The sequence below is a fragment of the Kitasatospora atroaurantiaca genome (assembly GCF_007828955.1).
In the GTDB taxonomy this organism is placed as follows: Bacteria; Actinomycetota; Actinomycetes; order Streptomycetales; family Streptomycetaceae; genus Kitasatospora; species Kitasatospora atroaurantiaca.
The window spans coordinates 2,391,839-2,415,369 of record NZ_VIVR01000001.1 but is presented as its reverse complement, the minus strand read 5'-3'; the positions used below and the strand labels follow the sequence as shown (position 1 = coordinate 2,415,369).

At 71.9% G+C, this 23,531-nt stretch carries 21 protein-coding genes; 16 read left to right on the top strand and 5 right to left on the bottom strand.

All coding sequences use genetic code 11. From position 1 onward, the window contains the following. The first annotated feature begins 216 nt into the window (after positions 1-216). Together FB465_RS11215 and hemW are read left to right on the top strand one after the other, a co-directional pair. A complete protein-coding gene (locus tag FB465_RS11215; protein WP_145789965.1) occupies positions 217-2,112 on the top strand; it encodes an AMP-dependent synthetase/ligase in 1,896 nt (631 codons plus the stop codon). Between the two features lie 48 nt (positions 2,113-2,160). Then, positions 2,161-3,390 carry a radical SAM family heme chaperone HemW gene (hemW, locus tag FB465_RS11210; protein WP_145789963.1) on the top strand — a complete coding sequence of 410 codons (1,230 nt, stop codon included), beginning with the start codon at positions 2,161-2,163 and terminating at the stop codon, positions 3,388-3,390. Between the two features lie 371 nt (positions 3,391-3,761). Here the strand turns inward: hemW and FB465_RS11205 are convergent, their stop codons facing one another. Then, positions 3,762-4,589: a DUF3097 domain-containing protein gene (locus FB465_RS11205; RefSeq protein ID WP_145789961.1), complete on the bottom strand. Its 828-nt coding sequence runs from the start codon at positions 4,587-4,589 to the stop codon at positions 3,762-3,764. A gap of 84 nt (positions 4,590-4,673) precedes the next feature. Here FB465_RS11205 and FB465_RS11200 point away from each other — a divergent pair, with 84 nt between their 5' ends. After that, on the top strand, positions 4,674-5,327 hold the full coding sequence (locus FB465_RS11200) for a hypothetical protein (protein WP_145789959.1): 654 nt from the start codon (positions 4,674-4,676) through the stop codon (positions 5,325-5,327). Positions 5,328-5,331: 4 nt separating this feature from the next. Here FB465_RS11200 and pspAB read toward each other — a convergent pair whose 3' ends face one another. Further along, complete coding sequence (gene pspAB, locus FB465_RS11195) at positions 5,332-5,916, bottom strand: PspA-associated protein PspAB (RefSeq protein WP_145789957.1); 585 nt, start codon at positions 5,914-5,916, stop codon at positions 5,332-5,334. 24 nt (positions 5,917-5,940) lie between these two features. Then, positions 5,941-6,864, bottom strand: a complete 924-nt coding sequence (gene htpX / locus FB465_RS11190) for a zinc metalloprotease HtpX (RefSeq protein WP_145789956.1) — start codon at positions 6,862-6,864, stop codon at positions 5,941-5,943. Positions 6,865-7,129: 265 nt separating this feature from the next. Here htpX and hrcA point away from each other — a divergent pair, with 265 nt between their 5' ends. The 11 genes from hrcA to FB465_RS11135 all read left to right on the top strand — a co-directional run bounded on the left by hrcA (position 7,130) and on the right by FB465_RS11135 (position 19,529). Further along, positions 7,130-8,218 carry a heat-inducible transcriptional repressor HrcA gene (gene hrcA, locus FB465_RS11185; RefSeq protein ID WP_145789954.1) on the top strand — a complete coding sequence of 363 codons (1,089 nt, stop codon included), beginning with the start codon at positions 7,130-7,132 and terminating at the stop codon, positions 8,216-8,218. 70 nt (positions 8,219-8,288) lie between these two features. Further along, positions 8,289-9,431, top strand: coding sequence for a molecular chaperone DnaJ (gene dnaJ, locus FB465_RS11180; RefSeq protein ID WP_145789952.1), 1,143 nt, complete (start codon positions 8,289-8,291; stop codon positions 9,429-9,431). 335 nt (positions 9,432-9,766) lie between these two features. Then, the gene (locus FB465_RS11175) at positions 9,767-10,516 is read left to right on the top strand and encodes a 16S rRNA (uracil(1498)-N(3))-methyltransferase (protein WP_145789951.1); all 750 of its coding nucleotides are present in this window, start codon (positions 9,767-9,769) and stop codon (positions 10,514-10,516) included. Positions 10,517-10,573: 57 nt separating this feature from the next. Next, a complete protein-coding gene (locus FB465_RS11170; protein ID WP_145789949.1) occupies positions 10,574-13,786 on the top strand; it encodes a S41 family peptidase in 3,213 nt (1,070 codons plus the stop codon). A gap of 133 nt (positions 13,787-13,919) precedes the next feature. Continuing rightward, the gene (locus FB465_RS11165) at positions 13,920-14,279 is read left to right on the top strand and encodes an HIT domain-containing protein (protein ID WP_145797268.1); all 360 of its coding nucleotides are present in this window, start codon (positions 13,920-13,922) and stop codon (positions 14,277-14,279) included. Between the two features lie 4 nt (positions 14,280-14,283). Next, positions 14,284-15,267, top strand: a complete 984-nt coding sequence (locus FB465_RS11160; protein WP_145789948.1) for a ribonuclease Z — start codon at positions 14,284-14,286, stop codon at positions 15,265-15,267. A 171-nt stretch (positions 15,268-15,438) separates the two neighbouring features. Beyond that, positions 15,439-16,542, top strand: a complete 1,104-nt coding sequence (locus tag FB465_RS11155) for a PhoH family protein (RefSeq protein ID WP_145789946.1) — start codon at positions 15,439-15,441, stop codon at positions 16,540-16,542. A 14-nt stretch (positions 16,543-16,556) separates the two neighbouring features. Further along, positions 16,557-17,051 carry an rRNA maturation RNase YbeY gene (gene ybeY, locus FB465_RS11150; RefSeq protein WP_145789944.1) on the top strand — a complete coding sequence of 165 codons (495 nt, stop codon included), beginning with the start codon at positions 16,557-16,559 and terminating at the stop codon, positions 17,049-17,051. 12 nt (positions 17,052-17,063) lie between these two features. Beyond that, positions 17,064-18,389: a hemolysin family protein gene (locus FB465_RS11145; RefSeq protein ID WP_211785759.1), complete on the top strand. Its 1,326-nt coding sequence runs from the start codon at positions 17,064-17,066 to the stop codon at positions 18,387-18,389. A gap of 280 nt (positions 18,390-18,669) precedes the next feature. Continuing rightward, entirely contained in the window at positions 18,670-18,900 is a 231-nt protein-coding gene (locus tag FB465_RS11140) for a hypothetical protein (RefSeq protein ID WP_145789942.1), read from the top strand. An 89-nt stretch (positions 18,901-18,989) separates the two neighbouring features. Next, positions 18,990-19,529 (top strand): DUF4383 domain-containing protein, encoded by a 540-nt coding sequence (locus FB465_RS11135; RefSeq protein ID WP_211785758.1) that lies wholly within the window; start codon positions 18,990-18,992, stop codon positions 19,527-19,529. Positions 19,530-19,579: 50 nt separating this feature from the next. Here the strand turns inward: FB465_RS11135 and FB465_RS11130 are convergent, their stop codons facing one another. Further along, on the bottom strand, positions 19,580-21,004 hold the full coding sequence (locus FB465_RS11130) for an MFS transporter (RefSeq protein ID WP_145789940.1): 1,425 nt from the start codon (positions 21,002-21,004) through the stop codon (positions 19,580-19,582). Positions 21,005-21,062: 58 nt separating this feature from the next. On the opposite strand from FB465_RS11130, the gene FB465_RS11125 reads away from it, so the two are divergent. Then, positions 21,063-21,941 (top strand): helix-turn-helix transcriptional regulator, encoded by an 879-nt coding sequence (locus FB465_RS11125; protein WP_145789938.1) that lies wholly within the window; start codon positions 21,063-21,065, stop codon positions 21,939-21,941. Here the strand turns inward: FB465_RS11125 and FB465_RS11120 are convergent, their stop codons facing one another. Continuing rightward, complete coding sequence (locus FB465_RS11120; RefSeq protein WP_145789936.1) at positions 21,942-22,877, bottom strand: AraC family transcriptional regulator; 936 nt, start codon at positions 22,875-22,877, stop codon at positions 21,942-21,944. 132 nt (positions 22,878-23,009) lie between these two features. Between FB465_RS11120 and FB465_RS11115 the strand changes: the two genes are divergently transcribed. Next, positions 23,010-23,528 carry an anthrone oxygenase family protein gene (locus FB465_RS11115; protein WP_145789934.1) on the top strand — a complete coding sequence of 173 codons (519 nt, stop codon included), beginning with the start codon at positions 23,010-23,012 and terminating at the stop codon, positions 23,526-23,528. Positions 23,529-23,531: the final 3 nt, after the last annotated feature.

Here is a 23,531-nt window from a genome sequence, read left to right as displayed (position 1 = left end):
GCGGGTTTACCGTGGCCCGGCCCGCAGACTTGTCCTGTCCTTTGCACTGCCGGACCGACGGTGTGCCAGCTGGCGTCACCCCCTTACGGAACGGCTCCGCACCCCCTAGGCTGCTGATTGCCCTCTTGTTACTCGCTGGTTAACAAGGTGGCCGGTCGGCTGCCCCCCACCGCCACCGCTCTCCACCCTCGACCACCCGCCCCCCGGAGGTCCTCGTTGAGTTCCGCGCAGTCCATGATCGAGCGGCGTCCGCCCTCTGTGGCACACCTCTTCCTGAGCAGAGTAGAGGCCACACCTGACGCCGAGGCCTACCGGTACCCCGCCCCCGTGGACGAGCACGCGGCAGACGGCGCCCCGGGCGCCGAGCAGTGGCGCTCGCTGACGTGGGCGCAGACGGCCGACCGGGTCAAGGCCGTGGCCGCGGGTCTGATGGCGATCGGGATCGGGTCGGAGGACCCGGTCGCGCTCTCCTCCTCCACCAGGATCGAGTGGATCATCGCGGACATGGGCAACATGTGCGCCGGTGCCGCCACCACCACGGTGTACCCCAGCACCAACGCCGACGAGACGGCGTTCATCCTCTCCAACTCCGGCAGCAAGGCCCTCTTCGCCGAGAACGAGGCCCAGCTCGCCAAGGCCGTCGCCCACCGTGACCAGCTCCCGGCGCTCAGAACGATCATCCTCTTCGACGCCCCGGCCGAGCTCCCGGAGGCCGAGGGCTTCGAGGTCATGACCCTGGCCGAGCTGGAGAAGCGCGGCACGGAGTACCTGGCCGAGCACCCGGACGCGATCACCAAGGCGGTCGACGCGCTCGACCGCGAGCAGCTCGCCACCCTGATCTACACCTCCGGCACCACCGGCCGCCCCAAGGGCGTGCGCCTGGTGCACGACTGCTGGTCGTACGAGGGCGTCGCCCAGGAGGCCAGCGGTCTGCTGCGCTCGGACGACGTGCAGTTCACCTGGCTGCCGCTGTCGCACGTGTTCGGCAAGATCCTCATCTCCGGCCAGATCGTCACCGGCCATGTGATGGCCGTGGACGGCCGGGTGGACCGGATCGTCCACAACCTCCCGGTGGTCCGGCCCACGCTGATGGCCTCGGCGCCGCGCATCTTCGAGAAGGTCTACAACGGCATCGCCGGCCGGGCCCGTGCCGAGGGCGGCCTCAAGTACAAGATCTTCCTGTGGGCCGCCAAGGTCGCCCGTGACCACGCCCGGATCACCCAGGCCAACCGGGTCGCCACCGGCAAGGACAGCGCACCGCTCGCGCTGACCGTCCAGCACGCCATCGCCGACAAGCTCGTCTACACCAAGATCCGGGCCGCCTTCGGAGGTCGCCTGCGCGGTTCCGTCTCCGGCAGCGCGGCGCTCGCTCCCGAGATCGGCTACTTCTTCCTGGGTGCCGGTGTGCCGATCCTGGAGGGCTACGGCCTGACCGAGACCAGCGGCGGCTCCAGCGTCAACCGGGCCGAGGACATCCGGGTGGGCACCGTCGGCGTGCCGCTGCCCGGCACCGAGGTCCGGATCGCCGAGGACGGCGAGATCCTGCTGCGCGGCCCCGGCGTCATGCGCGGCTACCACGACCTGCCCGAGCAGACCGCCGAGGTCCTGGAGCCGGACGGCTGGTTCCACACCGGTGACATCGGCGAGCTGGTCGACGGCTTCCTGAAGATCACCGACCGCAAGAAGGACGTGTTCAAGACCTCCGGCGGCAAGTACGTCGCGCCGAGCGAGATCGAGGGCAAGTTCAAGGCGATCTGCCCGTTCGTCAGCAACATCCTGGTGATCGGCAACGGCCGCAACTTCTGCAGCGCGCTGATCGGCCTGGACGAAGCGGTGATCATGCCCTGGGCCGCCGAGCACGAGCTGGCCGGAAAGTCGTACGCCGAGGTGGTCGCCTCCCCGCAGGTGCGGGAGCTGATCAACGGCTTCGTCCAGAGGCTCAACACGGACCTGCAGCGCTGGCAGACGATCAAGAAGTTCAGCCTGCTCCCGCGCGACCTCGACATCGAGCACGGCGAGCTGACCCCGAGCCTCAAGATCAAGCGCCCGGTGGTCGAGAAGACCTACGCCGACGCCGTCGCCGAGATGTACGCGGGCTCCGTCGAGGCGTGATCCTTCTGTCCGGTACGGCTCACCCGGGCCGTACCGGACAATAGGGGTATGCCCTCCGCACTTCCCGACGGCGAACCGCTGCCGTCCGACGGTTCCCTGCCCGCCCACGCCCTCAAGGGGCTCGGCGAGCGGCCCTTCGGTTTCTACGTGCACGTGCCGTACTGCGCGACCCGCTGCGGGTACTGCGACTTCAACACCTACACCGCCACCGAGCTGCGCTCCTCGGGGGCGGTCGCCTCGCAGGAGACGTACGCCGACAACCTGGTCGCGGAGATCCGGCTGGCCCGGAAGGTGCTCGGCTCCGTGGACCTGCCGGTGCAGACCGTCTTCCTCGGGGGTGGCACGCCGACGCTGCTGCCCGCCGGGGACCTGGTGAAGATGCTGGCGGCGATCCGTGAGGAGTTCGGGCTGGCGGCCGGCGCCGAGGTCACCACCGAGGCCAACCCGGAGTCGGTGAACCCGGCCTATCTCGCCGAGCTGCGCGAGGGCGGCTTCAACCGGATCTCCTTCGGCATGCAGAGCGCCCGGCCGCACGTGCTCCAGCTGCTCGACCGCCACCACACCCCCGGCCGCCCGGAGGCCTGCGTCGCCGAGGCCCGCGCGGCGGGCTTCGAGCACGTCAACCTGGATCTGATCTACGGGACCCCCGGCGAGTCCGACGACGACTGGCGCGCCTCGCTGGACGCCGCGATCGGCGCCGGGCCCGACCACATCTCCGCGTACTCGCTGATCGTCGAGGACGGCACCAAGCTGGCCGCCCGGATCAAGCGCGGCGAGCTGCCGATGGTCGACGACGACGTGCACGCCGACCGGTACCTGATCGCCGAGGAGGCGCTGTCGGCGGCCGGTTACTCCTGGTACGAGGTCTCCAACTGGGCCACCACCGAGGCCGGGCGCTGCCGTCACAACGAGCTCTACTGGACGGGCGCGGACTGGTGGGGCGCGGGGCCCGGTGCCCACAGCCATGTCGGCGGGGTCCGCTGGTGGAACGCCAAGCATCCGGCGGCGTACGCCCAGGCTCTCGCGGAGCAGCGCACGCCCGGGCAGGGGCGGGAGGTCCTCCCGGACGAGGACCGGCGGGTCGAGCGCATCCTGCTCGAGCTCCGGCTGCGGGAGGGGTGCCCGCTCTCGCTCCTGGCGCCGGCGGGCCGTGAGGCCGCGGAGCGGGCGCTCGCGGACGGCCTGCTGGACCCGGTCTCGTACGAGGATGGCCGGGCCGTCCTCACCCTCCAGGGCCGCCTGCTGGCAGACGCGGTCGTCCGCGACCTGGTGGACTAGCCGCCACAGCGGGTCGCGAGCGTGACCGCTCAGGGCAACCACAACAGGGGCGCGGGGCTCTGCTCGATTAACTACGTGCGCGCGCAACCGTGCACCGACGTTGTGCCCTGGTCGCGCAGTTCCCCGCGCCCCTGGGGGTGCCCCCGACTCGAACGGTGAGCCCGCGCCCCTGGGCTCAGGCCTGCCGGCCCCAAGGTCACCGCCCCGAGATCGATGCGGGCGGCCTCGCCGGGTTCGTCGGGCTCGAACAGGGCGTCGCCGTAGCTGCCGGGTACCTCTGGGTCCTCGGGCATCGCGTCCTTCCGCCGGGCTCCTCCCCAGTGTGCGGCGACACCTGCACGGACCCGGGCATGTCGGGCCCGTGTCCCGGCTCAGTCCGTCGAGGTGACGAAGTCGATCAGTTCCTCGACGCGGCCGAGGAGTTGTGGTTCGAGGTCCTTGTAGGAGTTCACCGAGGCCAGGATGCGCTTCCAGGCGGCAGGGGTGTCGACCGGCCAGCCGAGGCGGCGGCAGATGCCCTCCTTCCAGACCTCGCCGCGCGGCACCTGCGGCCACGCCGGGATGCCCACGGCGGACGGCTTCACCGCCTCCCAGACGTCGATGTACGGGTGGCCGACGACCAGCACCGAATCGCCCGTCACCTGCGTGGCGATCCGGTGCTCCTTGGTACCGGGCAGCAGGTGGTCGACCAGGACGCCGAGCCGCCGCCCGGGCCCGGGCCCGAACTCGGCGACGATGGCGGGCAGGTCGTCGATGCCCTCCAGGTACTCGACGACCACGCCCTCGATCCGCAGGTCGTCGCCCCAGACCCGCTCCACCAGCTCCGCGTCGTGCCGCCCCTCGACATAGATCCGCGACTCGCGCGCGACCCGCGCCCGGGCGCCGGGCACCGCCACCGACCCGGAGGCGGTCCGCCCCGGCTTGACGACGGGCGCGGGCCCGCTCGGCCGGACCAGGGTGACGACCCGCCCCTCCAGCAGGAACCCGCGCGGTGTCAGAGGGAAGACCCGCTGCTTGCCGAAGCGGTCCTCCAGAGTGACCGTCAGCCCCTCCGCCGTCTTCTCGCACCGCACCACCGCCCCGCAGAACCCGGTGGCCGCCTCCTCCACCACCAGATCACGCTCGGCCGCCACCTCGGGTGCGGGCTGCTGCCGCTTCCAGGGCGGGGTCAGGTCCGGTCCGTACTGCCTGCTGCGCATTCACCGGAGTCTACGAGGTCCGACCCGGCATCAGCCGGAAGTCCGTCAGCCGGTTGGCCGTCAGCCGGTTGATACGGTCACGCCGTGTCCGATGCGCCTGGATCCCCGAGAGTCCCCGTCACCGCGGCCGATGTCGCACACGCCGTGGGGCTGGCGGTCACCGCCCTGCGTACGGCGCCGCCGGCGGCGGACTGGGACGCCCTCGCAGGCTCCTCCGAGTGGGGCTGCTGGGAGACCGTCGAGCACCTCGCCGACGGTCTCTTCTCCTACGCGGCGCAGCTGGCGCCCGAGGCACCCCCGATGGACGGGTTCATCCCGTTCGTGTGGACCCGTCAGAAGCCGGGCGGGCCGGCGAACGTGCTCCTCGCGGACCGCGGCTCGGGCCCGGCAGGGCTGCTGCAGATCCTGGAGGTGGGCGGCACGCTGCTGGTGGCGATGGTGCGTACGGCGTCCCCGCGGACCCGCGCGTTCCACGGCTACGGGGTTGCGGATCCGGAGGGCTTCGCCGCCATGGGCGTCGTGGAGACCCTGGTGCACACGCACGACGTCGCCGAGGGCCTCGGCGTGGCCTGGGTGCCGCCCGCGGACCTGTGCGACCGGGTGCTGGGCCGCCTGTTCCCCGACGCGCCGGTGGACACCGAGCGATGGCCGACGCTGCTCTGGGCCACCGGCCGGGCGGAACTGCCGGGCCGTCCGCGCCTGACCTCCTGGCGCTGGTACAGCGCGCCCCGGGACTGACCGCTCACAGCCCCGGCGCGCCCCAGACGGGGAACCAGCGGCTGAGGTCCTGTTCGACCCGCAGGTCGTTGGTGAGCATCGCCTTGACCTGGAGTTCCAGCGGATTGTTGCGCTTCTCGCCGCCGCCCGGCATCGGGGCGAAGGGGTAGAAGGTGCCGCGCTTGTAGAGGTAGACCAGGCCGAGGGGCTGGCCGGCCTCGTTGCGGAAGCCGACGATCGAGCAGAGCAGCTGGGGGCCGAAGCCGTTCGCCTCCAGTTCGCTGTTGACCGCGTGGAGGTCGTTGACCAGGTCGGGGAGTTCCTCGGGGGTGTGCCGGGCGAGCAGCCAGGAGTAGCCGTAGGAGTCCTGGCTTGCCTCGACCGGGACGCCGCCGGTCGCGGTGTCCGCGTCCAGCAGGGCGCGGACCTGGCGCTCCACCTCGCCGAAGGCACCGCCCTCCACGGCGGCGAAGCAGACCGACCCGAGCCCGGTCGGTCTGAAGCCGGCCGCCGCCTCCAGGGTGAGGGCGGCGGAGGGCACGCCGAAGAGCTGGTCGAGGTCGGGCCTGACCGGCTTGCTACGGCCGAACAGGGCATCCAGGAATCCCATGAAGTCTCCTCAGCGGTGTGTCCGTCACTGGCCGAGCTGGGCGGAGATCCGGCCGAGCTGCTCCAGCCGCGTCTCCAGCGACGGGTGGGTGGAGAACAGCTGGGTGGCGGCGTCGCGGGCGCTGAGCGCCGGGGCGAAGTAGAAGGCGTTGTACGCCTGCGCCTTGCGCAGGTCCTCGCTCGGGATGGCGGCGATCTGCCCGGTGACCTTGGTGAGGGCCGAGGCCAGCGCGCTCGGCCGTCCGGTGAGCTGGGCGGCGGCGCGGTCGGCGGCCAGCTCGCGGTAGCGGGAGAGCAGCCGGGTGAGCAGGAAGCTGATCGCGTAGACCACCATGCTGACCACCGGGATGATCAGCATCGCGATGGCGGTGTTGCTGTCGCTGCTGTTCCGGTTGCCGCTGCCCATGAACCCGCCGTACAGGGCGATCCGGGTCATCACGCCGGCCAGCACGCCGAGGAAGCCGGCGATGGTCATCACCGCGACGTCCCGGTGTGCGACGTGCGAGAGCTCATGCGCCAGGACGCCCTCCAGCTCCTCGGGCTCCAGTCGTCGCAGCATTCCGGTGGTCACGCAGACCACCGCCTTCTCGGGCTTGCGGCCGGTGGCGAAGGCGTTCGGCATGTCGTTGTTGGCGACGGCGACCCGGGGTTTGGGCATGTCGGCGAGCGCGCAGAGCCGGTCAATGGTGCCGTGCAGCTGCGGGTACTGCTCGGGGGTGACCTCGTGGGCGCCCATCGCCCGCTCGGTGATCTTGTCGCTGAACCAGAACTGGGCCACGAAGAGCCCGCCGGAGATCAGGACGATCAGCGGCCACGCCCCGCGCAGCAGGGCGATCAGCACACCGGTGAAGCCGACGTAGAGCAATCCGATCAGGAACATCGTGGTGACCATCCGACCGGTCAGCCCACGGTCGGGTGCGAAGCGGGAGTGCTGCGGTGACGCCGACATCGCTGCTCCTCAGATAGCGCGCGAAACAGCTCGCGAAGTAGCTCGCTCGCCTTCGATGCTGCCACTCGCCGGGCCTGGCGGCACGATCCGCGCGCGGCGGATCTGCCGGGGATCACGTCGAGGATCACGTGGGCGGGCCGTTCCTGCCGTCGTACCCGCCCCGTACACTGGCAAGTACGGTTCTGGCACTCTGCCTTCCAGAGTGCCAAGGGCTGGTGGGTTGACGGTTCAGACGGTTCAACGGACGAAGACGGAGGTGCGTGCCATGTTCAGCGAGCGCAGGGCCGACGAACGCAAGTCGGATGCTCGCCAGCTCGACACCCGTCTTGACGTCCGGCCGCTGGACGAGCGCAAGCTCGCGGTGCTGCGCGCCATCGTGCAGGACTACGTGGGCACCGAGGAGCCGGTCGGCTCGAAGGCCCTGGTCGAGCGGCACAACCTCGGCGTCTCCCCGGCCACCGTGCGCAACGACATGGCGACGCTGGAGGAGGACGGCTACATCCACCAGCCGCACACCAGCGCCGGCCGTATCCCGACCGACAAGGGCTACCGCCTCTTCGTCGACCGGCTGGCCGAGGTCAAGCCGATGAGCGCCCCCGAGCGCCGGGCCATCCGGCACTTCCTGGACGGCGCGGTCGACCTGGACGACGTGGTGGCCCGTACGGTGCGTCTGCTCGCGCAGCTCACCCGGCAGGTCGCGGTGGTCCAGTACCCGTCGCTGTCCCGGTCCACCGTCCGGCACGTCGAGCTGGTCGCGCTCGCGCCGGCCAAGGTGATGCTGGTCCTGATCACCAACACCGGCCGGGTCGAGCAGCGGATGGTCGACTGCCCGGGCACGGTGGGCGAGACCGTCCTGGCCGAGCTGCGTGCCAAGCTGAACGCCCACGCGGGCGGCCAGCGCCTCCCCGACGTCCCCGGTCTGCTGGAGGACCTCCCGGCGGCCTTCGAGACGGCCGACCGGCCGACCGTCACCACCGTCCTGGCCACCCTCTTCGAGACCCTGGCCGAGCAGAACGAGGAGCGGATCATGCTGGCCGGCACGGCCAACCTGACCCGCTTCGGGCACGACTTCCCGCTCACCATCCAGCCGGTGCTGGAGGCCCTCGAGGAGCAGGTGGTGCTGCTGCGCCTGCTGGGTGAGACGGCCGATGCCGGGATGATGGTCAGAATCGGGCACGAGAACGAGTACGAAGGCCTCAATTCCACCTCGGTGGTCTCGGTCGGCTACGGTTCGGGCGACCAGAGTGTTGCGAAGTTGGGTGTGATCGGTCCGACCCGGATGGACTACCCGGGCACAATGGGGGCGGTGCGAGCGGTGGCACGGTACGTGGGCCAGATCCTGGCCGAGTCGTAGCAACACAGCACCGTTTCAACGGTGACAACCAGTCGCAGCACTTCTAGAGGCGGAACAAGCGGAGCATTTGGTGGCCACGGACTACTACGCGGTACTCGGCGTCCGACGGGATGCGGGGCAGGACGAGATCAAGAAGGCGTTCCGACGCCTTGCCCGTGAACTGCACCCGGACGTCAACCCGGACCCGAAGACGCAGGAGCGGTTCAAGGAGATCAACGCCGCCTACGAGGTGCTCTCCGACCCGGCCAAGCGCCAGGTCTACGACCTCGGCGGCGACCCGCTCTCCCCGAACGGTGGCGGCGGCGCGGGCGGCTTCGGCGCGGGCGCGGCCGGCTTCGGCTTCTCCGACATCATGGACGCCTTCTTCGGCGCGGCCTCCGGCCAGCGGGGCCCGCGTTCGCGCACCCGGCGCGGCCAGGACGCCATGATCCGCCTGGAGATCACCCTGGAGGAGGCCGCCTTCGGCACCACCAAGGAACTCCAGGTCGACACGGCCGTCACCTGTACCACCTGCTCCGGCGAGGGCGCCGCTCCCGGCACCTCCGCGCAGACCTGTGACATGTGCCGCGGCAAGGGCGAGGTCTCCCAGGTCACCCGGTCCTTCCTGGGCCAGGTCATGACCTCCCGTCCCTGCCCGCAGTGCCAGGGCTTCGGCACGGTCGTGCCGACCCCGTGCCCCGAGTGCGCCGGCGACGGCCGGGTCCGCGCCCGCCGTACGCTGACCGTCAAGATCCCGGCGGGCGTCGACAACGGCACCCGGATCCAGCTGGCCGGCGAGGGCGAGGTCGGCCCCGGCGGCGGCCCGGCAGGCGACCTGTACGTCGAGATCGCCGAGACCGCGCACCCGACCTTCCAGCGCCGTGGCGACGACCTGCACTGCACGGTCACCATCCCGATGACGGCCGCCTCGCTCGGCACCCAGGTGCCGCTGCAGACGCTGGACGGCATGGAGGAGGTCGACATCCGGCCCGGCACCCAGTCCGGCCAGTCGATCCCGCTGCACGGCCGGGGTATCACCCACCTGCGCGGTGGCGGGCGGGGTGACCTGATAGTGCATGTCGAGGTGCAGACGCCCACCAAGCTCGACCCGGAGCAGGAGGAGCTGCTGCGGCGGCTTGCGGTGCTGCGAGGCGAGGAACGGCCCTCCGGCCAGTTCGCGCCGGGCCAGCAGGGGCTCTTCTCCCGCCTGAAGGACGCCTTCAACGGCCGCTGAGCAGCACCTTCAGGGGCGTCCTTCTGGAAGGGCAACCTTCAGGGGTGCGAGGAACTGCGCGAAATCGGAAGACCGCCTGCCGCACCGTCTCAACGGACGGGTACCGGGTGCCACCTGCTCACCGAGACCGGGTGAACGGAGTCGCCTCCCGTCTCGCGCAGTTCCCCGCGCCCCTGGGGTTCCCTGAGCAGTTCGTGGGGGCGGCACGGGTTGCTCCGTACGGTTCGGTGCGGCTCCGGAGCCTTCCGGTTCGCGCAGTTCCCCGCGCCCCTGAGGGTTGACCCGACCAGTTCGTCTGGACGCACTATCAGTACGTATGACCGGAGGTTTGCCCCGTGACCGCGCCCGTGTTCGTTGTCGAGACCAGCAGGCTCACCGGGGTGTCCGTGGGCGACGTGGTACGGCTGGACGGCCCGGAGGGGCGGCATGCCGCTGCCGTGAAGCGGCTGGAGCCCGGCGAGGCGGTCACCCTCGCGGACGGGCTCGGCCTGGGTGCGGACGGCACGGTCACGACCGTCCACGGCAAGGACGCCCTGGACGTCACCGTGGCGACGGTGCGTCAGGAGCCGGAGCCGGCGCCCCGGATCGTGGTCGTCCAGGCGCTGCCCAAGGGCGACCGGGGTGAGCTGGCCGTCGAGACCATGACCGAGGTCGGCGTGGACGTGGTGATCCCGTGGGCCGCCTCCCGCTGTATCACCCAGTGGAAGGGCGAGCGGGGGGCCAAGGCCCTGGCCAAGTGGCGGGCCACCGCCCGGGAGGCCGGGAAGCAGTCACGCCGCCTGCGCTTCCCCGAGGTCCGCGAGCTGATGACGACCCGCCGGCTGGCGCCGTTGCTGGCCTCGGCCTCGCTGGCCGCCGTCCTCCACGAGGAGGGAGCCGAGCCGCTCGCGTCCGCCTCCCTGCCGGACACCGGGGACATCGTCCTGATCGTCGGCCCCGAGGGCGGGGTCTCCCCGGACGAGCTCGCCGCCTTCGCCGAGGCCGGCGCGAAGCCGTACCGGCTCGGCCCGTCGGTGCTGCGCACCTCGACCGCCGGGGTGGCGGCCGGTGCGCTGCTGCTGGGCCGGACCGGCCGCTGGTCCTGAGCGATCGCTCACGGAGAAACGCCTGAGTTCGCCCCCGGTGCTTTGTACCGTGGATCCGTGACCGAACCCCAGAGCACCGACGTCGGCGCCTATCTGCGCCACCCCCACCTGCACGGTGACCTCGTCACCTTCGTCGCCGAGGACGACATCTGGCTGGCGCCGATCAGCGGAGGCCGCGCCTGGCGGCTGACGGCCGACCAGGTCCCGGTCGGCCACCCGAGGTTCTCGCCCGACGGCCGGCACATCGCCTGGACGTCCACCCGCGACGGCGCACCCGAGATCCACGTCGCCCCCACCGAGGGCGGCCCCTCCCGCCGCCTGACCTACTGGGGCAGCGCCAGGACGGGCCTGCGCGGCTGGACCGCGGACGGCCGCCCGATCGCCGTCACCACCGCCGGCCAGGCCACCCTGCGCCGCACCTGGGCCTTCGCCGTGCCGCTGGACGGCGGCGAGCCCGGCAGGCTCCCGTACGGGCCGATCGGCGGCCTCGCCCAGGAGCCGGACGGCGAGCGCACCCTGCTGCTCTCCGCCTGGAGCCGCGAGCCCGCGCACTGGAAGCGCTACCGGGGCGGCACGGTGGGCAAGCTCTGGATCGGCGCGCGGGAGTTCCACCGCCTGCACGTGGACCTGGACGGCAACATCGAGTCCCCGCTCTGGGTGGGCGGCCGGGTCGCCTTCCTGTCGGACCACGAGGGCACCGGGCAGCTGTGGTCCAGCCTCCCGGACGGCTCCGACCTCCGCCGCCACACCGAGGGAGAGTTCTACGCCCGCAACGCCTCCACGGACGGCACCCGGGTGGTCTGGCACAGCGCCGGGGAGCTCTGGATCCTCGACGACCTGGACGGCGCCGAGCCGCGCCGCCTGACCGTCCGGCTCGGGGGCTCCCGGACGGGCCGTCAGCCGCACCCCGTCCCGGCCGCCGGGCAGCTGGAGAGTGTCGCCCCCGACCGCACCGGCCGGGCCGGCGCCGTCGTGGTGCGCGGCAGCGTGCACTGGCTGACGCACCGTGAGGGCCCAGCCCGGGTGCTGGAGGAGACGCCCGGGGTCCGGGCGCGGCTGGCCAGGGTCGTGCCCGGCGCCGACGGCGAGCAGGGGGCCGTCTGGGTCACCGACGCCGAGGGTGACGACGCGATCGACTACGCCCCCGCGGTGCTGGGCACCGAGCGCCGCCGGCTCGCCGCCGGGCAGCTCGGCCGGGTGCTGGGCCTGGCCGTCTCGCCGGACGGCAAGCAGCTCGCGGTCGCCTCGCACGACGGCCGGGTCCTGCTGGTCGGTCTGGCCGACGGCGCCGTCCACGAGCTCGCCCGCAGCGAGAACGGCGAGGTCAACGGCCTGGTCTTCGCCCCGGACTCGGGGTGGCTGGCCTGGTCCCAGCCGGTGCTCAGCCCCTGGGCGCTGCGGCAGATCATGCTGGCCGACCTGACGACCCGTACGGTCAGCGAGGCCACCCCGCAGCGCTTCATCGACTACTCGCCGGCCTTCACGGCCGACGGCAAGCACCTCGCCTTCCTGTCGGTGCGCAACTTCGACCCGGTGTACGACGCGCACGTCTTCGACCTCTCCTTCCCGACCGGCTGCCGCCCCTACCTGATCACCCTGGCGGCCGACACCCCGTCACCCTTCGGCCCGCAGCGGGCCGGGCGCCCGGTGGGCGAGGACGAGGAGCCGAAGAAGAAGGACGCCGCCGAGGAGAGCACCGACACCGCGCCCGCGACCCGGGTCGACCTGGAGGGGATCGCGGACCGGATCATCCCGTTCCCGGTCGAGGGCGGCCGCTTCGGCAGCCTGCGCGCGGCCAAGGACGGCGTGCTCTGGACCCGCCTGCCGCTGCTCGGCGAGCTCGGCGACAACGCCGCCTCGCTGGAGGACGACCATCCGCGTCCGGCCCTGGAGCGCTTCGACCTCAAGAAGCTCAAGGCCGAGCAGCTCCTCGCCGAGCTGGACGGCTTCGCCGTCAGCGGCGACGGCGGCCGCCTCGCGGTGCTCGACGAGGACGGGCTGCGGATCGTCCCCGCCGACCACAAGGCCGGTGACGACGAGGACCTCGACGTGGACCTCGCCCGGGTCCGGGTCACCATCGACCCGGCGGCCGAGTGGCGGCAGATGTTCGACGAGAACGGCCGCCTGATGCGCGACAACTACTGGCGCGCCGACCTGAACGGCTTCGACTGGGCCGGAGCGCTGGCCCGCTACCGGCCGCTCGTGGAGCGGGTCGGCTCGCACGACGAGCTGGTCGACCTGCTCTGGGAGACCGTCGGCGAGCTGGGCACCTCGCACGCGTACGTCATGCCGCCCGGCCGGGGCACCGAGGCGGCCCGCCGCCAGGGCCTGCTCGGCGCGGACCTGGTGAAGGACGGCGAGGTGTGGCGGGTCGGGCGGATCCTGCCCGGCGAGTCCTCCGACCCGCGGGCCCGTTCGCCGCTGGCTGCGCCCGGTGCCGCCGTCCGGGTCGGGGACGCAGTGCTCGCCGTCAACGGCCGCCCGGTCGACCCGGTCACCGGCCCCGCCCCGCTGCTCGCGGGCACGGCCGGCCAGCCGGTCGAGCTGACGGTGGCGGGCAAGGACGGCTCGGACCGGCGGCACCCGGTGATCGTCCCGCTGGCCGACGAGGAGCCGCTGCGCTACCACGACTGGGTGGCCGGCCGGCGGGCCGCCGTCCGGGAGCTGTCCGGCGGGCGCCTCGGCTACCTGCACATCCCGGACATGCAGAGCGTCGGCTGGGCCCAGATCCACCGTGACCTGCGGGTGGAGATGGCGAAGGAGGGCGTGATCGTCGACATCCGGGAGAACCGCGGCGGCCACACCTCCCAGCTGATCATCGAGAAGCTCAACCGCCGGATCGTCGGCTGGGACCGCGGCCGCGACCTGGCCGACCCCGCCTCGTACCCGGCCGACGCCCCGCGCGGACCCGTCGTCGCGCTGGCCAACGAGTTCTCCGGCTCGGACGGTGACATCGTCAACGCCGCCATCCAGGCCCTGAAGATCGGCCCCGTGGTCGGCACCCGCACCTGGGGCGGTGTGATCGGCATCGACGGCAAGTACAGCCTGGTCGACGGCACCGGTGTGACGCAGCCCAAGTACGCCTTCTGGCTGGAGGGCTACGGCTGGGGCGTGGAGAACCACGGCGTCGACCCGGACGTCGAGGTACCGATCGCCCCGCACCAGTGGGCCGCCGGCGAGGACCCGCAGCTCGCCGAGGGCGTCCGGATCGCCCTCGCCTCGCTCGCCGAGAACCCGGCGAGGACCGCTCCGGAGATGCCGGAGATCTAGGCCCTGTCCGGCGGGGGGTGGGGAGGCCCGCACCGGGCCTCCCCACCTCGCACCGGCGGCTGACTCCTGATCAGCAGGCGGCTCGGCTAGGCTGCCGCCCGTAGCGATGAGAGCTCAGCACGAGGAGACCCAGATGGCCGGCGAGGCGCAGTCCGACTGCCTGTTCTGCAAGATCGTGGCGGGCGAGATCCCGGCGACCGTCGTCCGGGAGACGGCGGACACCGTCGCCTTCCGGGACATCAACCCGCAGGCCCCGACGCACGTCCTGGTCGTTCCCAGGGCGCACTACCCGAACGCCGCCGCCCTCGCGGCCGCCGACCCGGCGCTCACCGCCAGGGTGATCACCGAGGCCGCCGAGGTCGCCGCGGAGGAGAAGATCGCCGAGTCCGGCTACCGGATGATCTTCAACACCGGCGCGGGCGCCGGGCAGACCATCTTCCACGCCCACGTCCACGTGCTCGGCGGCCTGGCGTTCCACGAGGGCCTGGTCTGACACCGTGTCACAGCGCGAGCTCGTCGTCCTCGGCACCGCCAGTCAGGTGCCCACCCGGCACCGCAACCACAACGGCTACCTGCTCCGCTGGGACGGCGAGGGCCTGCTCTTCGATCCCGGTGAGGGGACGCAGCGGCAGATGCTGCAAGCCGGGGTCTCGGCCACCTCGATCACCCGGATCGCGGTGACGCACTTCCACGGCGACCACTGCCTGGGCCTGCCCGGGGTGATCCAGCGGATCAACCTGGACCGCGTCCCGCACCCGGTGGACGCCTACTACCCGGCCACCGGCGAGGTCTTCTTCGAGCGGCTGCGGAACGCCTCGGCCTTCCACGAGACCGCCGAGCTGCGCCCGCGCCCGATCTTCGAGTCCGGCCCGCTGGAGGCGCCCGGTGCCGCCTTCACACTGGACGCGGTACGGCTCTCGCACCCGGTCGAGTCCTTCGGCTACCGGCTCACCGAGCCGAGCGGCAGCCGGCTGCTGCCGGACCGCCTGCGGGCCCTCGGGCTGGGCGGCCCGGCCGTCGGCCGGCTGCAGAAGGAGGGGCGGATCGAGCTGGACGGCCGTACCGTCACGCTGGACGAGGTGAGCGTGGCCAAGCCCGGCCAGCGGTTCGCCTTCGTGATGGACACCCGGCTGTGCGACGGCGTCGGGGAGCTGGCCGAGGGAGCGGACCTGCTGGCGATCGAGGCGACCTTCCTGGAGCGGGACGCCCACCTCGCGGAGGACCACGGGCACCTCACCGCGGCCCAGGCCGCCAGGGTGGCCACCGAGGCCGGCGTACGGACCCTCGTCCTGACCCACTTCTCCCAGCGCTACCCGGATCTCGGCGAGCACCTCGCGGAGGCCCGCAAGCACTTCGACGGGGAACTGGTGATCGCCCAGGACCTGGTACGCGTCCCGGTGCCGCCGCGCCGGGCCGATGACCACAGCCCGGTGCCGCCGCGCCGGGCCGACGGACAGGGTCCGGTGCCGCCGCGCAGATGAGCGAAAACCATTCGCGTCGGCAGGTGATCTGCCCCAGCATCGAATCCGCCGCCCGGCGGCGGTGCCGTGCCGCCGCAGCGATCATCAGTGCGGCGTACCCTGGTGACCCCGGACAGACCGAGCGGCACCCCGAGACGACGGATGGGATGAGGCAGGCCGTAGCGCCGACCCATGAGTGACACATCACAGACCCGTACCGATGGACAGCCGCGCCCCGACGGCGAGACCAGCGCCCGGATCGTCATCCCGGAGAAGCACCCGATGGTCACCCTGCTCGGTGCCACCGACTCCCTCCTGCGGGTGATCGAGCAGGGCTTCCCCGACGCGGACATCCACGTCAGAGGCAACGAGGTGACCGCGACCGGCGACCGCGCCGAGGTCGCCCTCGTCAAGCAGCTGTTCAACGAGATGATGCTGGTGCTGCGCACCGGCCAACCCCTGACGGAGGACGCCGTGGAGCGCTCCATCGCCATGCTCCGCAGCGCCGCGGACAACCCGGACCACCCGGCCCCGTCCGAGGTCTTCACCGCGAACATCCTCTCCAACCGGGGCCGGACGATCCGCCCCAAGACGCTCAACCAGCAGCGCTACGTCGACGCGATCGACAAGCACACCATCACCTTCGGCCTCGGCCCCGCCGGCACCGGCAAGACCTACCTCGCGATGGCCAAGGCCGTTCAGGCCCTGCAGGCCAAGGAGGTCAACCGGATCATCCTGACCCGCCCGGCCGTCGAGGCGGGGGAGCGGCTCGGCTTCCTGCCCGGCACGCTCTACGAGAAGATCGACCCCTATCTGCGGCCGCTCTACGACGCGCTGCACGACATGATCGACCCGGATTCGATCCCCCGGCTGATGGCCGCCGGCACCATCGAGGTCGCCCCGCTCGCCTACATGCGCGGCCGCACCCTCAACGACGCCTTCATCATCCTCGACGAGGCCCAGAACACCTCGCCCGAGCAGATCAAGATGTTCCTCACCCGCCTGGGCTTCAACTCCCGGGTGGTGGTCACCGGTGACACCACCCAGATCGACCTCCCGAGCGGTACCAGGAGCGGCCTCAAGGTCGTCCAGGAGATCCTGGCGGACGTGCCCGACATCCACTTCTCCGTCCTGACCAGCACCGACGTGGTGCGCCACAAGCTGGTCGGCCGCATCGTGGACGCGTACGAACGCTGGGACGCCCTGCAGGAGACCGACGTCCCGACGCCGCCCCGCAAGCCCGTCCAGCGGAAGGGCGCCCGCGCCCCCCGACAGTCCCATCGCACCGAAAGCTGAGTACCAAGCCCTCCATGTCGATCGACATCGCCAACGAGTCCGGTTGGGACGCCGACGAGGAGTCCATCCTCGACGTCGCCCGCTTCGCCCTCGACAAGATGCGGATCCACCCGCAGTCCGAGCTGTCCGTGATCCTGGTGGACAGCGCGGCGATGGAGGAGCTGCACATCCAGTGGATGGACCTCCCGGGCCCCACCGATGTGATGTCCTTCCCGATGGACGAGCTGCGGCCGGGCAAGGAGGGCGAGGAGCTGCCGCAGGGCCTGCTCGGCGACATCGTGCTCTGCCCCGAGGTGGCCGAGAAGCAGGGCCTGGACGCACCCTCCAAGCACTCGATGGACGAGGAGCTGCAGCTGCTCACCGTCCACGGGGTGCTGCACGTGCTCGGGTACGACCACGAGGAGCCCGAGGAGGAGCGTGCGATGTTCGCGCTCCAGAAGCGCATCCTGGACGACTGGCGGGCCGGCCGCGGGCTCTCGGGGATCTCCCCGGCGCCGACCACCCACTGAGGCCGGTCGTCTGTGAGTGGTGAGAGTACGAGCTTCCTGTTCGGGGCTCTTCTGCTGGTCGTCCTGGGCTGGTTCGCCGCCTGCGCCGAGGCCGGCATCTCGCGGATCTCCAGGTTCCGCGCCGAGGAGGCCGTCCGGGCCGGGCGGCGCGGCGCCGACCGGCTGCTGACACTGGCCTCAGACCCGATCCGCTACCTCAACCTGGCGACCCTGATCAGGGTCGCCTGCGAGATGGCGGCCGCGGTCCTGGTCACCGTGGTCTGCGTGCGCAGCCTGAACCAGACCTGGCAGGCCGTGCTGCTGGCCGTCGGAGTGATGGTGCTGGTGTCCTTCGTCGCGGTGGGTGTCTCGCCGCGTACGATCGGCCGCCAGCACCCGCTGACCACGGCGACGGCGGCCTCCTTCGTCCTGCTGCCGCTGGCCAGGATCCTCGGCCCGATCCCGAAGCTGCTGATCCTGCTCGGCAACGCGCTCACCCCCGGCAAGGGGTACAAGGAGGGGCCGTTCGCCTCCGAGGCCGAGCTGCGGGCCCTGGTGGACCTGGCCGAGAAGGACGACCTGATCGAGGACGAGGAGCGCCGTATGGTGCACTCGGTCTTCGAGCTCGGTGACACCATCGTCCGCGAGGTGATGGTGCCGCGCACCGACCTGGTGATGATCGAGCGCCACAAGACGGTCCGTCAGGCGCTCACCCTGGCGCTGCGCTCCGGCTTCTCGCGCATCCCGGTGGTCGGCGACAACGAGGACGACGTGGTCGGCATCGTCTACCTCAAGGACCTCGTCCGCCGCACCCACATCAACCGGGACGCCGAGTCGGAGCCGGTCTCGGACGTGATGCGGCCGGCGGTGTTCATCCCGGACAGCAAGCCGGCCGTCGACCTGCTGCGCGAGATGCAGCAGATGCGCTCGCACGTGGCGATCGTGATCGACGAGTACGGCGGCACGGCCGGCCTGGTCACCATCGAGGACATCCTGGAGGAGATCGTCGGCGAGATCACCGACGAGTACGACCGGGAGATCGCCCCGGTGGAGGACCTCGGGGACGGCTCGTACCGGATCACCGCGCGGCTGCTGGTCGAGGACCTCGGCGAGCTGTTCGGCCTGGATCTGGAGGACGAGGACGTCGAGACGGCCGGCGGCCTGCTCGCCAAGCACCTCGGGCGGGTGCCGATCCCCGGCTCCTCCTGCGAGATCCCGGTACCGGAGGAGGCCGCGACCGACCTGACGGCGATCCGGCTCACCGCCGAGAGTTCGGCCGGCCGGCGCAACCGGATCGGCACGGTGGTCGCCTCGCCGGTCCGCGAGGGCGACGACGCCGAGGACACCGAGAACGACTGACAGGGGCCTGCCGGGCTTGGAGCGTCCGCCACCAGGTGGGGCAGCGGGCCAACCACAGGGGCGCGGGACCCTGCTTGATCAACTGCGTGCGCGAGATCGGAAGGCAACGGCCTGCAGTCTTCCGTTTCGCGCAGTTCTCCCCCAGCCTTCGGCCGGGAGGTGCCCCCACGCGCCCCTGGGATGCCCAAACCTGAACGATGGCCCGCCTACTGGCGGAGGCTCCCATCGGAAGGCCCAGCAGGAATTGCCGGGCCGTCCGGCTCCGCCGCACCATGGAAACATGACGCATCAGTTGCGCGCGGAGTACGGCCCGGCGGGCAGGTCCGGCGGGGCCAGGATGTGGCACGTCGTCCGGAACGCCGCCCCCAACACCGGCCTGTGCGGCCGCGAGCTGGACCCCGACGCCGAGTCGAAGCCCGAGGAGGACTGGGGGACGGGCCTGCGGGCCTGCCAGCAGTGCGGCTCGCTGTACATGCACGAGGTCCCGCACCTGCCGGCCGACCACTTCTAGGACGCTTCCCGGTCGCCGTAAAGGCGCCGCCGTGCGGCCTGCGCCATCCGGAGTAGCGTGGAGACGGCTCGGATTCTGTGGAGGTCATCATGAAACTGCAGGACGAACTTCCCATGGATCACAAGCTCGCCCAGGTCTACCGGTTCGGCGCGGGGCTGGGCGGCGTGTTCCTGCTGGTCTTCGGCATCCTGGGGCTGCTGGACCACCCCGGTTTCCTGAGCACCCATGGCGACCACATCGCCGGGCTGTCGACCAACGGCGCGCTGAGCGTGCTGTCCGTGGTCATGGGGGTGGTGCTGATCGGCGGGGCCGTGATCGGCCGGAACTTCGCCTCGAATCTCAACATGGTCGTGGGTGTGCTGTTCATCCTGGCCGGCTTCGCCGGGCTGACCGTGCTCGGCCGCTCGGACGCCAACATCCTGAACTTCCGGATGTCCAACGTCCTGTTCAGCTTCATCTTCGGCTTCGTGGTGCTGACCTTCGGCATGTACGGCAGGGTGAGCAGCCATCTGCCGCACGACAATCCGTACTGGAAGAAGCGCCAGCGACAGCGCCAGGAACTGCCGTCAGGACCGCCGACCTTCGTGAAGATCCTCAAGCCCGGCCCGCCGAATCCCATCGGCCACTGAGATGCGACGACGGCCCGCGGGGAGCGATCCCCGCGGGCCGTCCGCGTTGCTCACGCCCGGCGCCGCAGGCCGAGCCGCACCAGCAGGGCGACCACCACGACGATCGCGGCGTCCAGACCGAGACCGAGCCGCACACCGCCCAGGGTGGCGGCGGCGAAGCCGTCCCCGGCGCTCTGCAGGACGTCGATCCGGGCCGCCGCCACCGCGCTCAGCAGGGGGATGCCGATGGTGAGGCCGACCTGCTGGGTGCTGGTCACCAGTCCGGTGGCCAGGCCCTGCTCCTCGTCCGCCAGGCCGGAGGTCGCGGTGATGCTGTACGCGACGATGGCCCACAGGTGGCCGATGCAGGCGAGCGAGCCGGACAGGACGACCAGCCAGGCACCGCTGTGCGCGCCGACCGTCACCATCACGGCGGTGAAGGCCGCCTGGATCAGCAGCCCGGTCACCAGGGTGCGGTGCGCCCCGAGGCGGCCGACCACCTTGGGCGCGATCGCGCCGCTCCCCGCCGCCGCCAGGCCCAGCACGCCGAAGACCAGACCGGAGGCGCCCGGGCTGAGGTCCAGCACCTGCTGCAGGTAGAGGGTGCTGAGGAAGATCACCGAGCTCATCATCGAGAAGGTCACCAGCCCGCCCACGTTGCCCCAGGCGACCGTGCGCCGCCGCAGCACCCGCAGCGAGACCAGCGGCTCGGCCGTGCGGGACTCGATCACCACGAAGGCGGCGAGCAGGGCCAGGCCCCCAGCCAGCCCGACGAGCACGTCGGCCCGGCCGAAGCCGGTCTGCGCGGCAGTGGAGAGCGAGTAGATCAAGGCCAGCAGGCCGCCGGTGATGGTCGCAGCGCCGGGCAGGTCCAGCTTCGGCCGTTCGGGCAGCCGGCTCTCGGTCAGCAGGCCGGGGGCGGCGAGCAGGACGCCGAGGCCCATCACCACGTTCAGTGCCATGGTCGAGCGCCAGCCCAGGCCCTCGGTGAGCACGCCGCCGAGCAGCATCCCGGCGGTGAAGCCCAGCGAGAGCAGCAGGCCCGAGACGCCCAGCGCCCGGTCGCGCTCGGGGCCCTCCCGGAAGGTGGTGGTGAGCAGGGACATCCCGGCCGGAACGATCATCGCCGCGCCCAGGCCCTGGAGTGCCCGCCCGGCCAGGAAGGAGGCCGGGTCCCAGGCGAGGGTCGCCAGCAGCGAGGCGACGGTGAAGGCGGCCAGACCGGCCAGGAAGAGCCTGCGCCGCCCGTACAGGTCGGCGATCCGGCCGAACAGCAGCAGGAAGCCGCCGGAGGGCAGGGCGAAGGCGGTGACGCCCCACTGCAGGTCGGCCTGGCCCAGGCCGAGGTCCTCGCCGAGGACGGGCAGGGCCACGTTGAGGATCGAGAAGTCGAGCGCGACGGCGAACTGCGCCGCGCAGAGGACGAAGAGGATCAGTTTGGCCCGGGTGCTCAGCCGTGGGGCTGTCGCGGGCGCCGCGATGGTGTCGGTTGCCATGCCTGCCATCCTTCGGCGGATCAGCACGCCGTGGAGAGTGGGTACTTATCCTGGTGGCATGACCACCAGCCAGGCACTGACATCCGATCCGGACCTCCAGCGACGGCGCGATCTGCGCGAGTTCCTGATGACCCGTCGGGCCAGGGTGACCCCGGCCGAGGCGGGGCTGCCCGACGGAGGCGCCCGGCGCCGTACGCCGGGTCTGCGCCGGGAGGAGGTCGCGGTGCTCGCCGGGGTCGGGGTCTCCTGGTACCAGTGGCTGGAGCAGGGGCGCGACATCACGGTCTCCCCTCAGGTACTGGACGCCGTCTCCCGGGTGCTGCGGCTCAACGACGCCGAGCGGCGCCACCTGTACGTCCTGGCGGGCCTGAACCCGCCGCTGCCCTCGGCGGCCGCGGCGCCGGTCTCGGACGGCCTGCGGCGGCTGATCGACGCCTGGATGCCCTTCCCGGCGCACATCCTGGACCCGTACTGGAACACCATCACCTTCAACGAGGCGGCCGGGCTGGTCTTCGGCTACGGCGAGCAGGACGTGAACTGCCTGGTCAGCTACTTCACCAACCCGATCTACCGGGCACGCAACACCACCTGGGAGGCCAACGCGGGGTTCGTGGTCGCGCAGTTCCGGGCGGCCGTCTCGGAGCGGCCGGGGGACACCGGCTACCAGGCGATCGTGGACGAACTGGCCGGGATCAGCCCGGAGTTCGCGGAGCTCTGGTCCCGGGGTGACGTCAAGGCGGGCGGGATGCTCGGCAAGGAGATCGACCACCCGACGGTCGGGGTGCTGCGGTTCGAGAGCACCCAGCTACGGGTGCCCGAGCGGCCGGACCTGACCATCGTGCTGCACAACCCGGCGCCGGGAAGCGAGACGGGGGCCAAGCTGGAGTGGCTGACCAGCCCGCAGGGCCGGCGCGGGCTGATGCGGCCCGCCGGGTGATCACCGTCTGCCGTCGCGGTGCTCCTGCGGGCTGATGCCGCGTTCACGCTTGAAGGCGGTGCTGAGCGCGAAGGCGCTGCCGTAGCCGACCCGGCGGGCCACCGTGCCGACGGTGGCCTCCGGTTCGAGCAGCAGGTCGGCGGCCAGCGCCAGCCGCCAGCGGGTCAGGTACGCCATCGGCGGCTCGCCGACCAGCTCGGTGAAGCGGCGGGCCAGCGCCGCGCGGGAGACGCCGGCCTTCGCGGCCAGCCCGGCGACCGTCCACGGGTGGGACGGGTCCTCGTGCAGCAGCTCAAGGGCGCGGCCCACCACCGGGTCACCGTGTGCGCGGTACCAGGCCGGGGCCTCGGCCTCCGGACGGGAGAACCAGGCCCGCAGGACGGTGATCAGCAGCAGGTCCAGCAGCCGGTCGAGCATCACCTCCTGGCCGGGTTCGTCCCGTCCGATCTCCTCCGCGAGCAGGGGGAGGAGAGGCGAACTCCAGGCGTCGGCGGCCAGCACCAGCAGGTGGGGCAGTGCGCCGGTCAGCCGCCGGCTGACCTCGCCCTCCAGTTGGTAGGTGCCGCTGAGCAGCACCGCCGAGCCGTCCGGTCGCTCGCCCCAGGTGCGGACGCCCAGGTCCATGTCGTCGCAGAGCTCCTCACCCGCGGGGGTGGTGGAGAGCTGCCCGGGCTGGATGAGGATCCGTGGCGGGGTCGCCGGGTCGTCGGCGACCGTGTACGGCTCCGGGCCGCGGACCACAGCGACGTCCCCGGGGCGCAGCCGCACCGGCGGGGCGCCGTCGGGGACCACCCAGGCCTCGCCGCGCTCGACGGCGAGCAGGGTGAGCGGCGCCCGGTCCTGGATCCGCAGCGACCACGGCGGCTCCAGCACCGACCGCAGCAGGAATGCGCCACGTGCTCTCGGCCCGTCCAGCAGCCCCGCGAGTGCGTCCATGCGTACGAGTGTATGGACGCTCGCGCATGGGCGGGAGCGTCTCGGCGATGGTCGGGACCCCCGTGCGGGCGGTGGACTGACGGTACGACGGAAACGCCGACCGACCACGTCCGATCCGCCCTGGAGGCTGCCATGTTCGCCCTGTTCCGGACCACCTCACTGCTCGCGGCCACGGTGTGCACGGGGCTCACCGCGGGCCTGTTCTACGCGTACGCCTGCTCGGTGATGCTCGCGCTGGGCACGGTGGACGACCGTACCTTCGTCGACGTGATGCAGCGGATCAACACGGCCATCCTGAACGGCTGGTTCGCGGTCGGCTTCGGCGGCGCGGCGGTCTTCGCCGTGCTGGCCGCGGTGCTGCACGGGCGCGGGGACGGGCGGTCCGTGCTGCCGTGGATCGTGGCGGCGATCGTGCTGTACGGAGTGATGTTCGTGGTCACCGGCGTGGTCAACGTGCCGCTCAACAACGAGCTCGCCGCCGCCGGGGAGCCGGGCGGGATCGCCGATCCCGCAGGCCTGCGGGCGCACGTCGAGGGCACCTGGGTGCGCTGGAACATCGTGCGCACGGTGGCCTCCACGGCCGCCTTCGGCTGCCTGGCCTGGGCTCTGGTGCTGGAGGGGCGGATCCCGTCGGCCGGGGCGGCCGGCTGAGTG